10 protein-coding genes are annotated in these 11,113 nt (G+C 61.3%); 2 read left to right on the top strand and 8 right to left on the bottom strand.

Features of this window, described 5'->3' with window-relative positions; all coding sequences use genetic code 11:
* Positions 1-87 precede the first annotated feature (87 nt).
* From ACE04F_RS15835 to ACE04F_RS15805, 7 genes are all read right to left on the bottom strand, one after another.
* The gene (locus tag ACE04F_RS15835; RefSeq protein ID WP_434605177.1) at positions 88-858 is read right to left on the bottom strand and encodes an iron-containing redox enzyme family protein; all 771 of its coding nucleotides are present in this window, start codon (positions 856-858) and stop codon (positions 88-90) included.
* 79 nt (positions 859-937) lie between these two features.
* Complete coding sequence (locus ACE04F_RS15830; RefSeq protein ID WP_486108095.1) at positions 938-3,397, bottom strand: EAL domain-containing protein; 2,460 nt, start codon at positions 3,395-3,397, stop codon at positions 938-940.
* 191 nt (positions 3,398-3,588) lie between these two features.
* The gene (locus ACE04F_RS15825) at positions 3,589-5,418 is read right to left on the bottom strand and encodes an ABC transporter ATP-binding protein (RefSeq protein ID WP_486108093.1); all 1,830 of its coding nucleotides are present in this window, start codon (positions 5,416-5,418) and stop codon (positions 3,589-3,591) included.
* Positions 5,411-6,046 carry a DsbA family protein gene (locus ACE04F_RS15820; RefSeq protein WP_486108091.1) on the bottom strand — a complete coding sequence of 212 codons (636 nt, stop codon included), beginning with the start codon at positions 6,044-6,046 and terminating at the stop codon, positions 5,411-5,413. Before ACE04F_RS15820 ends, ACE04F_RS15825 begins: the two co-directional genes overlap by 8 nt.
* Before the next feature lie 3 nt (positions 6,047-6,049).
* Positions 6,050-6,991 (bottom strand): oxygen-dependent tRNA uridine(34) hydroxylase TrhO, encoded by a 942-nt coding sequence (trhO, locus tag ACE04F_RS15815; RefSeq protein ID WP_486108090.1) that lies wholly within the window; start codon positions 6,989-6,991, stop codon positions 6,050-6,052.
* Between the two features lie 272 nt (positions 6,992-7,263).
* On the bottom strand, positions 7,264-7,563 hold the full coding sequence (locus ACE04F_RS15810; RefSeq protein ID WP_486108088.1) for a BolA family protein: 300 nt from the start codon (positions 7,561-7,563) through the stop codon (positions 7,264-7,266).
* A 13-nt stretch (positions 7,564-7,576) separates the two neighbouring features.
* The gene (locus ACE04F_RS15805; RefSeq protein WP_030141033.1) at positions 7,577-8,098 is read right to left on the bottom strand and encodes a DUF2059 domain-containing protein; all 522 of its coding nucleotides are present in this window, start codon (positions 8,096-8,098) and stop codon (positions 7,577-7,579) included.
* 190 nt (positions 8,099-8,288) lie between these two features.
* On the opposite strand from ACE04F_RS15805, the gene ACE04F_RS15800 reads away from it, so the two are divergent.
* The gene (locus ACE04F_RS15800; protein ID WP_305499673.1) at positions 8,289-9,683 is read left to right on the top strand and encodes a class II fumarate hydratase; all 1,395 of its coding nucleotides are present in this window, start codon (positions 8,289-8,291) and stop codon (positions 9,681-9,683) included.
* 51 nt (positions 9,684-9,734) lie between these two features.
* On the opposite strand, the gene ACE04F_RS15795 is transcribed toward ACE04F_RS15800, so the two are convergent.
* Entirely contained in the window at positions 9,735-10,697 is a 963-nt protein-coding gene (locus ACE04F_RS15795) for a DMT family transporter (protein WP_305499672.1), read from the bottom strand.
* Positions 10,698-10,885: 188 nt separating this feature from the next.
* Between ACE04F_RS15795 and ACE04F_RS15790 the strand changes: the two genes are divergently transcribed.
* Positions 10,886-11,086 carry a DUF6316 family protein gene (locus ACE04F_RS15790; RefSeq protein ID WP_486108085.1) on the top strand — a complete coding sequence of 67 codons (201 nt, stop codon included), beginning with the start codon at positions 10,886-10,888 and terminating at the stop codon, positions 11,084-11,086.
* Positions 11,087-11,113: the final 27 nt, after the last annotated feature.

The following is an 11,113-nucleotide window of genomic DNA, read 5'->3' as shown; positions in this document are numbered from 1 at the left end:
CCAAGAGGCCGGACCAGCCAACGCAAGGTTGTCAGGCAGACCGCTATCGCGAGCAAGCTCGCTCCCACAGGGTGAAGCTATCGGGTATCAGTTACTGGCCAGCGCCAGCCGTTCACGGCCAGCCGAGGCTTTTTCGCCGGCGCCCGAGTGTTCCAGCTGCATGCACCTTTCCAGAAACAGATACATGTAGTCGTAGCTCTTGCAAACGGCCTGGCGCAATTCCATCTGCAGCGCCTTGCTCGGGTTCATCCCCGCCAGCGTGCAGATGATCTCCAGCGCTTCCCACGGGTGGGCATCGTCATACTGGGCATGCATCTTCAGCCATTTCATGGCCCGCTTGCGGTCTTCCTCGGCAAACGCCGACGCATAGACACCCGTGGAGCAGACCAGCGCCGACCACTCCCCGGTCGCCCCCTCGATGGCATAGTTGGTCGCGGCAATGGCCACGATCAGCGAGTCCGCCGAACTGGTGTGCCAGCACCAATGGCTCAACGCATGGAGCTCCGGGGGCACCTGCTGCGCCTGCAGATCTTCAAGTGTCACGCCGTGAGCAGCGCTCCAGTTGACCCAGTAATCGGCATGATTGAGTTCGACACGGATGTTGCGCATCAACCATCGACGCGCCATATCCTCGCCGGGATGGCGGGCGAAGCGGGTCTTGGTGAGGTTCTGTGCCATGTACAAAGCGAACTGTTCGACCACCGGCCAACCACCGATCAGGTAGTGGCGCATGGTCTTGGCGCTGAGCTTGTTGTCGCGCATGCGTTGATACAGTTCGTGTTCGACAACCCGGCGCTTGCTCTCGCTGCAGTCGGCAATGAGCTGCTGGGCCCATTGTGGATAACTGGCGGCGTCCATGAGCGGGCCTGTTCGGTTGAATGTGTCGATCACTGTCGGGCTCCTTATGATTGTGATTTTTTTCTGATCAACAAGAGGTTCAGCGGAACGTGCCGGGGGCCTTGAACAACAATGGCTGAGGCCTGGCCGGCCGGCATTGCAACGTGTCACAGGTAAACAGTTGTGGACGTTCGATGACATAACCCTGGGCGAAGTCCACGCCGATTTCCAACAATGCCTGTTCGATTTGAGTGGTTTCCACGAATTCGGCAATCGTGCGCTTCCCCATGACATGGCCGATGTGATTGATCACCTCGACCATTGCCCGGTTAATCGGGTCGTCCAGCATATCTTTTACGAAACTCCCGTCGATCTTCAGGAAGTCTACAGGTAAATGTTTCAAGTAAGCGAATGAAGACATTCCGGCACAGAAGTCATCCAGCGAGAAGTAACAACCCAAGCCTTTGAGTTCATTTATAAAACGAATCGCACTGCCGAGATTTGAAATGGCGCTGGTCTCGGTGATTTCAAAACAAATCATTTCCGGCGGAATCGAGTAGGCCGCGAACTGTTTGCGCAGGAAATCCAGAAACGCCTGGTCGCCAATGGTGGTGCCTGACAGATTGATCGCGCACATGGCCAATGGGCCTTGGCGCGACTCATTCAGGCACTGGCGAATGATCTTGAACACATTCTCCACGACCCAACGATCCAGCGAGGTCATCAAGCCGTAACGCTCCGCCGCCGGGATGAAGCTGTCCGGCAGGATCATTCGCCCTGCCTCGTCATGCAGGCGCAACAGGATCTCGATATGCCCACCGTCGTGGTCGCCCGGGCCCAACGCGGCGATTTCCTGGGCGTAAAGACAGAAACGGTTTTCCTCCAGCGCCATGTGCAAGCGTTGGACCCAGGCCATTTCGCCAAAGCGCAAGGACAGCTCGGAATCGTCGGCATGATAGACCTGGACCCGGTTGCGCCCCTTCTCCTTGGCCATGTAACAGGCCATGTCCGCGGCCCGCAATGAAGCCTCCAGCGTCGTCGGGCTCTGGGCGATGTGCACCAGGCCGATACTCACGGTGGTCACGAATGGTCGGCCTTTCCAGACAAAATGCAGGTTCTGTACGGTCTGGCGCAGGCCTTCGGCGATCTTTTCCGCCGCCTCGGGCGAGCAGTTTTCCAGCAGGATGCCGAACTCGTCCCCGCCCAGGCGGGCAAGCGTGTCGTTTTCCCGCAGCCCGGATTGCAACAAGGCACAGATGTGCCGCAGCAACTCGTCACCCGCCGCGTGGCCGCAGGTGTCGTTGACCAGCTTGAACTGGTCCAGGTCAAGAAACATCAATGCGTGGCGCCCGGCCTGGCGCGTGAGATTGTGCAAGGCCTGCTCGAGGCGATATTCGAATTCCCGGCGGTTGGCCAGGCCGGTCAGGGCGTCGTGGGTGGCCTGCCACGACAGGTTGGCAATGTACTGGCGCTCCTGGGTCATGTCGTGCAGCACCAACACCGCGCCGCTGACCTTGCCGGCATGCCGGATCGGCGCCCCGACCAGGGTTACCGACACCGTGCTGCCATCCAGCCGCTGGATCAGCTTGGAATGTTCGCTGCCGCCGCCGAGCCGTCCGCTAAGGATGTGCTCGATCAGCGTCAGGCCTTCGGTCTGGGCATTGTCGTCGAGCAGGTTGAACAGCGCCGCCAGGGGCAGCCCGGCGGCGTGCTCGGCTTTCCAGTGGGTCATCGCCTCGGCAGCGGGATTCATGTAGGCAATGGCGCCTTCGACATCCGTGGTAATCACGCCATCACCAATCGACTGCAGGGTGATCTGCGCCCGCTCCTTCTCCAACTGCAGCGCATTGGCGAATACTTGCCGCTGCGCCAGCAGCTTGTGCGTACGCAACAGCGCCAGCACGATCAACCCCAGCGCGGTGGCGAAGTTGGTCACCAGCAACAGGCGCAGGATAAATCGCGACCCCTCGCCCAGCGCGTCGCTGAACGCCTTGGCGGCTGGAGTAACGGAATCGTTGATGGCGTAAATCTGCGCCTTCCAGCCGCGTATATCGGTTTCCGAAGCCTCGCCAGTGCTGATGCTGGCATGCATCTGCCGGGCGACGTTGTCCAGTTCTATCAGATAGCCGTCGCCGACCGTCCAGAGGTCAATGGCTTCTTCCAGATAGCTGAAATGACGGAAATTGAGGTAGAGCCAGATAACGCTGGCGACGTCGTCCGGATGGTTGCCCCCTTTGAGGATCCCGGCACGCGCGGCCTCGAGGTCTGGCGGCTCGCTGTCCAGTGCCACTCGCAACTCATGACCGCCTTCAGGCACGGCAATGGCTTGCTGGTATTTGCGAAAGATCGCCTCGTCACGGCTGTCCGCATAAAGATTGAGGTAGTAGATCGCGTCTTTCTGGCCTTTGGACCAGAGACTTTCCCCCGCCACATACCCGCGAACGGCGGATAGGACATAAAGGCTGACGCCTCCAAGCAGTGCTTGAAATAGCACAACGGCGATAAAGGGCCAGACGATGCCCAACAACCGAGGCGTTCCGAGAGTCCGCTTTTGCTTCATGAGGTCCCTTGCACAGGCATTGCCAATAGAGCACCCGCGAGAATTCCGTTCCTGACTCCACAGCCTAGGCTAGTTTTCAATCCTTCGAACGCCTGGATGTTCGGATCGCCCGGTTCAGGATGGAGTTTCGGAAAAATCGACAGATCTGGCTGATTTTTTTCCGATACTAAGCACAGAAAAGTGGACGAAACTCAAGGTCGCTGTATTTGTTGCAGATGACCGTAGAGCCGGGCATACAGGCCACCTTCGGCAATCAGCTGCAAGTGGTCGCCGTCTTCGGCGATTTGCCCGCCGTCGAACACCAGTACCCGATCAGCCTGTTTCACCGCAGAAAGCCGATGGGCAATGATCAATGTGGTGCGTCCGCTCAGGAACCGCGCCAACGCCTGGTGAAGGTTGTATTCCGTGGCTGCGTCCAGCGCGGACGTGGCTTCGTCGAGAATCACCACGCGCGGGTCGGCCAGGACCATGCGGGCGATAGCCAGGCGCTGGCGCTGCCCACCCGACAGCCTCACGCCGGAACGTCCGACGATGCTCTCCAACCCCATGGGAAGCGCCCGCACGGTGTCGTCCAACTGGGCGATCGCCAGGGCTCGCCAGCAGGCCTCGTCGCTGCGATCGCGGCCCATGGAAAGATTGGCACGCACCGTGTCGTTGAACAGCGCCGGGTGCTGCAGGACCACCGCGACATTTTCGCGGATGGTGTCCAGGCCGATTTCCTCTTGAGTGGCGCCGCCGAAGCGGATGCTGCCGGACTGTGGCGTGTAGAGCCCCAGCAGCAGTTGCACCAACGTACTTTTGCCGCCCCCGCTGGCCCCGACGATAGCGACCTTTTCCCCCGGCGAAATGGACAGGTTCAATTGGTCGAGCACCTTTTCCTCACCATAACCGAAGCTGAGCCCCTGGATGTCGATGCCCACGGTGTCGCGCCCCTTGAAGGGGTCGATGCCACCGCTGTACTGGGGCTCGTCGGCGCGGGCCAGCAGTTCGTTGATACGGTTCAAGGCCCCGCCCGCCGCGTAATAGGCGTATTGCAGGTTAAGCAATTGCTCGACCGGGCCAATCATGAACCACAGGTAGCTGAACACCGCGAGCATCTGGCCGATCGACAGATCGGAGAACAGCACGGTAAGCATGGCCGCCGCGCGAAAAATATCGATGCCGAACTGGAACAGCAAACCACTGGCGCGGTTCGAGGCGTCGGTTTTCCACTGCGAGCTCACCGCGTAGTCGCGCACTTCCCGGGCGCGCGTGCCCAAACGTCCAAGGAAAAAACCCTGACGGTTGCCGGCGCGCACTTCCTGGATCGCGTCGAGGGTTTCGGTCAGCGCCTGGGTAAAGCCCGAGGTGCTGTCATTCTCCAGCTTCTTGAGGTGCTTGACCCGTTTGCCCAACTGCACCGTGGCGTAGATCACCAGCGGGTTGAACAGCAGAATCAGCAGCGCCAGTTTCCAATGCATCCACACCAGGATTCCCGCAGTGCCCACCAGGGTGAGCATGGCCACCAGGAACCGGCTCAGGGTTTCGCCGACAAATTTGTCCAGGGTGTCCAGGTCAGTGACCAGATGCGTCGTCACCGTACCGCTGCCCAGGCTTTCGTATTCGCCAAGGGAAATCCGCTTGAGGCGCTCGATCAACCGGATACGGATGCGATAGACGATGTCCTTGGCGAGGCTGGCGAACAGCCGCGCCTGCAACACGTTGAACAGCAATGCGCCGCAGCGCAGGGCCAAGGTCACCAGCAGCATCAGCCCGATGTAGCCGGCAGCGCTCTGCCAGGCGCTCGGCAGCGCCTGGTTCATGACCTTCAATGCCGCATCGCCGTGGCCCAGCAGCACTTCGTCCACCAGCAGCGGCAGCAACAACGGGATCGGCACGCTGCACAACGTCGCCAGCACGGCGACGCCGTTGGCGATCCACAGGGCTTTTTTGTGCGTGAGGGCCAGGCGACGGATTTCCGTCCAGCTCAACCGGTCGATGCGCCGCGAGGTCGCTGCGTCATCGTCGGGCAGGTCAGGCACAGGCCGCACGCTCCAGCCAGCGACCCAGCAATGGCGCCAGCTGGTCCAACGGTTGGTAGCCGTTGGTCAGCAGGGCCAACTGGCCGTCCCGTTCGGCCAGCATCGTGGGGAATCCGGCGATGCCAAGGTCTTGCACCCAGGTGAAGTCGGCGGCGGTGGCGGCATGCTGGTCGGCGCGATCGAACGCCGCGGCGAATTCGATGCGTGGCAGCCCGGCCTGTTCGGCGAGTTCCACCAGGACGCTGGCGTGGGTCACGTCGCGGCCTTGTACATAAAACGCCTGCTGGATCAGCTTCAGCAGTTGCCAGGCCAGGTCCGGCGCCAGGCTGCGTGCCGTCACCAAGGCGCGGCATGCGGGTTCGGTGTCATAGACAAAACCGTCCGGCAACGCGTCTTCAAGCTTGAACGGTTGGCCGGTGGCCTGGGTAACGGCCTGCCAGTGTTCGAGAATGTAACGTCGGGTCGTTGGCTCCAGGGCCGAACCACTACCGGTGCGCAAGCCGCCCACCACCAGGTGCAATTCCACGCCCGCGGCCTGCGCCTGCTCGGCCAACGCCTCGGCCACTGGCGCGAAGCCCCAGCACCAGGAACACATCGGGTCCATCACATACAGCAGGCGCGACGCCATGGCTCAAGCCTCGGAAGATGATTGCTTGTAGTTGTAGCCGATCGGATGCGGCATGTTGCGCGCCTTGGCCAGTTCGATCTGCTTTTGCCGGTCGATGGCACTGCGACGGGTCTTCTCGCTCAGTTTGTCCCAGCAATGCGGGCAGCTGATGCCAGGCGAATAATGTTCCGAAGCACGATCCTCTGCGCTGATCGGGGTGCGACAGGCATGGCACTGATCGTAGTCGCCTTCGCTGAGATCGTGGCGCACGGTGACGCGGTTGTCGAAGACAAAGCAGTCACCGCGCCATTTGGTTTCTTCCTGGGGCACTTCTTCAAGATATTTGAGAATCCCGCCCTTGAGGTGGTAGACCTCTTCGAAACCCTCACCGAGCATGAAGCTCGAGGCTTTTTCACAGCGGATGCCGCCGGTGCAGAACATCGCGACTTTCTTGTGCCGGGCCGGGTCGAAATTGGCTTTGATGTACTCGGGGAACTCACGGAAGCTGGCGGTCTTCGGATCGATCGCGCCTTCGAAGGTGCCGATGGACACTTCATAGTCGTTGCGCGTGTCGATCAGCAGCACTTCCGGATCGCTGATCAGCGCGTTCCAGTCCTGCGGCTCGACATAGGTGCCGACCCGCTTGTTCGGGTCCACGCCTTCTACGCCGAGGGTGACGATCTCTTTCTTGAGCTTGACCTTGGTGCGGTAGAACGGCTGCTCGTCGCAGTACGACTCCTTGTGGTCGATGTCGTCCATGCGCGGGTCGTTCTTGAGCCAGGCCATCAACCCGTCGATGCCTTCGCGGGTGCCGGAAACGGTGCCGTTGATGCCTTCCTCGGCGATCAGCAAGGTGCCTTTGATGCCGTTGTCGAGCATCGCCTTGAGCAGGGGCTCACGCAGCTCGACGTAATCTTCCAGGGTGACGAACTTATACAGTGCCGCCACGACAATCGGTGGTGTCATGGGTATCTCTCCAGGTGGCTACCCTCGCAAAGGGTGAACCGGATGCGAAAAAAAACGCGCCGGGTGAGCGGCGCGTTGCGGATTCTAGCAAAAACACTGTGGCTTTAGGAGCGACAGCCTTTGTGGCGAGGGAGCTTGCTCCCGCTGGGGTGCGCAGCAGCCCCGAAAGCTGATCGGGATCAGCCTGACACACCGCGTTGATTGGCTCGGGGGCCGCTGCGCAGCCCAGCGGGAGCAAGCTCCCTCGCCACGAAAAGCATTTGCCACAAATATCAGTGCTTGCTGCCACCGGCACAGGTCGGCGAAGCCGGGGCTGCCTCGACCTCGGCCCATTCTTCAGGCGTGTAGGTGTGCAGCGCCAGCGCATGGAACTCGCCCATCAGCTCACCCAGCGTGCCGTAGACCTTCTGGTGCCGCTTGACCCGATTGAGCCCCTCGAACTGCTGGCTGACCACCACTGCCTTGTAGTGGGTCTCAAGCCCTCGGCTGTGCATGTGGCTTTCATCGAGCACTTGCAGGTGCTCGGGCTGCAGCAGCCCGAGGGTCGATTCAATGCGTTGTTGCATGCTCATGCCAGGGCTCCGCTTATGGCTTTTTCTTGGCCGGGGCGGCGGCTTTCGGCTCGAGCTCGGCGGTCATGTCGGCCAGCAGCTTGTTGACCACCGGCACTGCGCTTTCCAGTTTGGCCTGGGTCAGTTGCGCCGATTGCTGGGTCAGCTGCGGCATTTTTTCCAGGACTTTTTTGCCCAGGGGAGACTGATAGAAGGACACCAGGTCCTTGAGCTCCGATTCGCTGAAGTTGGAGGTGTAGAGCTTGACCATGTCCGGCTTGAGCTTGTTCCAGCCGATCGCCTGGTCCAAGGCGGCGTTGGCTTTGGCCTGGTAGGTTTCCAGGGTGGCTTTTTTCGACTCGGGCGCTTTCGTCTGTTCAAAGCGCTGGGCAAACATCTGCTGGACTTGCATGTACACCGGGGTACCCAGCTTGTCAGCGTGGGCCAGGGTCAGGAACGCTTCGGCACTGGCGTTGTGGCTGGCGGTATCGGCAAGAACAGGGCCGCTGGCACACACCAGAGCAACTGCGGTACAGATGGCACGAAGACGGGTCATCGAGTTTCCTTTTCTAACAGGCGAGGTAAAACCCCAAGGGCGACCATTCTGCGCCTAAAAAACGCCGGGGCTCAACCCTGGACTTGGCTCGACTGATTGACGGGCCGAACCGGCCAGCCCTAGATTGAGGGAACCGGTGACGCCCGTCAGGGCCTAAACTGCGCACTCAGCCCTACAGGAGTTTGACCCGATGAGCCGTATCGAAACCGACAGCCTTGGCCAGGTTGAAGTCCCGGATGAAGCCTATTGGGGCGCCCAGACACAGCGCTCGATGATCAACTTTGCCATTGGTAATGAACGCATGCCGCTGTCGGTGCTGCATGCCCTGGCGCTGGTCAAGAAAGCCGCCGCGCGGGTCAACGACCGCAATGGCGACTTGCCCGCCGACATCGCCCGCCTGATCGAACAGGCGGCCGACGAGGTGCTGGCCGGCCAGCATGACGATCAGTTTCCGCTGGTGGTCTGGCAGACCGGCAGCGGGACCCAGAGCAACATGAACGTCAACGAGGTGATCGCCGGGCGTGCCAATGAATTGGCCGGCAACCCCCGTGGCGGCAAGAGCCCGGTGCACCCCAACGACCACGTCAACCGGTCCCAGAGCTCCAACGACTGCTTCCCCACCGCCATGCATATCGCCGCCGCCCAGGCCGTGTACCAGCAACTGCTGCCGGCCATCAGCGAGTTGTCCGGCGGCCTCGCGGAACTGGCGGCGCGCCACATGAAACTGGTCAAGACCGGTCGCACCCACATGATGGATGCCACGCCGATCACATTCGGCCAGGAACTGTCCGCCTTCATTGCCCAACTCGACTACGCCGAGCGGGCGATCCGCGCTTCGTTGCCGGCGGTCTGCGAGTTGGCCCAGGGTGGCACGGCGGTCGGGACCGGGCTCAATTCGCCGCACGGTTTCGGCGAAGCGATCGCTGCTGAACTCGCGGCACTGTCCGGCCTGCCGTTTGTCACCGCACCGAACAAGTTCGCCGCACTGGCCGGTCATGAACCGCTGACCACGTTGTCCGGTGCGTTGAAAACCCTCGCCGTGACGCTGATGAAGATCGCCAACGACCTGCGCCTGCTCGGCTCCGGGCCACGGGCGGGATTTGCCGAGGTGAAACTGCCGGCCAACGAACCGGGCAGCTCCATCATGCCCGGCAAGGTCAACCCGACCCAGTGTGAAGCCTTATCGATGCTGGCGTGCCAGGTCCTGGGCAATGACGTGGCGATCGGTTTCGCCGCCAGCCAGGGGCACTTGCAGTTGAACGTGTTCAAGCCGGTGATCATCCATAACCTGCTGCAATCGATCCGCCTGCTGGCCGATGGCTGCAGCAACTTCCAGCAGCACTGCATCGCCGGCCTCGAACCGGATGCCGAGCAGATGGCGGCGCACCTGGAGCGTGGTCTGATGCTGGTGACGGCGCTGAATCCGCATATCGGCTACGACAAGTCCGCGGAGATCGCCAAGAAAGCCTACGGCGAAGGGCTGACGCTACGGGAGGCAGCGGTGCAGCTGGGGTACCTGACGGATGAAGAGTTCGACGCCTGGGTCAGGCCGGAGAACATGCTGGAGGCGGGTGGCCAGGGCTGAGTTTTCGATGGGCTGAAATACCGCTTCGCGAGCAAGCGCTCCCACAGAGGGCTAACGCCCCAGCGCCAGGCGCTCGCGCCGGGCCCTGAGCCCGGCGATGAGCGATGGCCCCAGCGCGACCAGCGCCGACCCCAATACCACCAACACCGCCCCACCGTAGCCCAGCAGATTGATCTGCTCGGCGTGCACATAATCGGGCCACCACCAGGCGGCCATCGCCACCGCGGCGAAGGTCACCAGCGGCGTGATCGCCAGCGTCGCGCTGACCCGCGAGGCCTCCCAATGCGCCAATGCCTCAGCGAACGCGCCATAGGCAATCAGCGTGTTGAGGCAGCAGGCGAGCAATAGCCAGCCTTGCAGCGGGCTCAGTTGCAACGCTTCCAGTGGATGCACCCAAGGCGTGAGCAACAGCGCGCAGAACAGGTAGATCACCATCATCACCTGCAATGAATTCCACACCGTCAGCAACTGCTTCTGGCCAAGGGCATAGAACGTCCAGACGGTCGAGGCCAGCAACACCAACAGAACCCCTGCGGTGTACTCGCTCAAGGATGTCAGCAATTCGACGAGACGCTGATTGAAGAACAGCGCAAAACCGATCAGCAGCACCAGTAAACCAATGCCCTGCCCCACGCTGAAACGCTCCTTGAATACAAACAGACTGGCGACCAGCAACATGATCGGCCCCATCTGCACCACCAGCTGGGCGGTGCCGGGGCTGAGGCGGTTCAGGCCCATCAGGTACAGCACATAGTTGCCCACCAGCCCCAGCACGGCCATGCCCACCAACCAACCGCCGCGGGGGCCGAGCACCTTGCGGCTGGGCAAGCGTCGAGTCGCCGCCAGGTAAATGAACAGCAGGCCACCGGATACGGTCAACCGAAACCAGGTCACCGTCACCGGATCCATCACCTGTAGCACTTGCTTGAGCTTGATTGGCAGGATCCCCCACAACAAAGCGGTCAGCAGAGCAAGGAACAGGCCGTAGACCCAGCGACCGGACGATATGTGCATGCAACCCTCGAAGCCAAGACATGAACGGACATTCTAGGTCCGAATCGCTCGGCGCCACAGAGACAGTTGAAGCTTCGCCGCGGATGGAATTGTCGGGGTCGCAGCCGTCGATCGGCTGGACAGGCGCAAATCAGCGACACCACATATGCTCAATTGAAACGACCACGCAGCCCCCAATGGAGACCGAAATGCCTGGAACGCGCGCCCACGATACCGATGCCCCAAAGACGATTTTTCGCAGTGACCGGATCTGCCGGATCAATGGCGAGTTCTATTTCAATACGCGCGAAGGCACCCAGGAAGGTCCGTTCAACAGCCGCGAGGCTGCGGAGCGGGAGATACAGGCGTACATCGAGCGGATGCTGCAACTGACCAAGGTTGCCAGCTGAGCAGAAAAACCCGTGGCGCGGGGGCTT

Source organism: Pseudomonas sp. AGC41 (genome assembly GCF_057334555.1).
The sequence above is the reverse complement of the archived record's forward strand: the minus strand, read 5'-3'. Positions and strand labels throughout refer to the sequence as shown.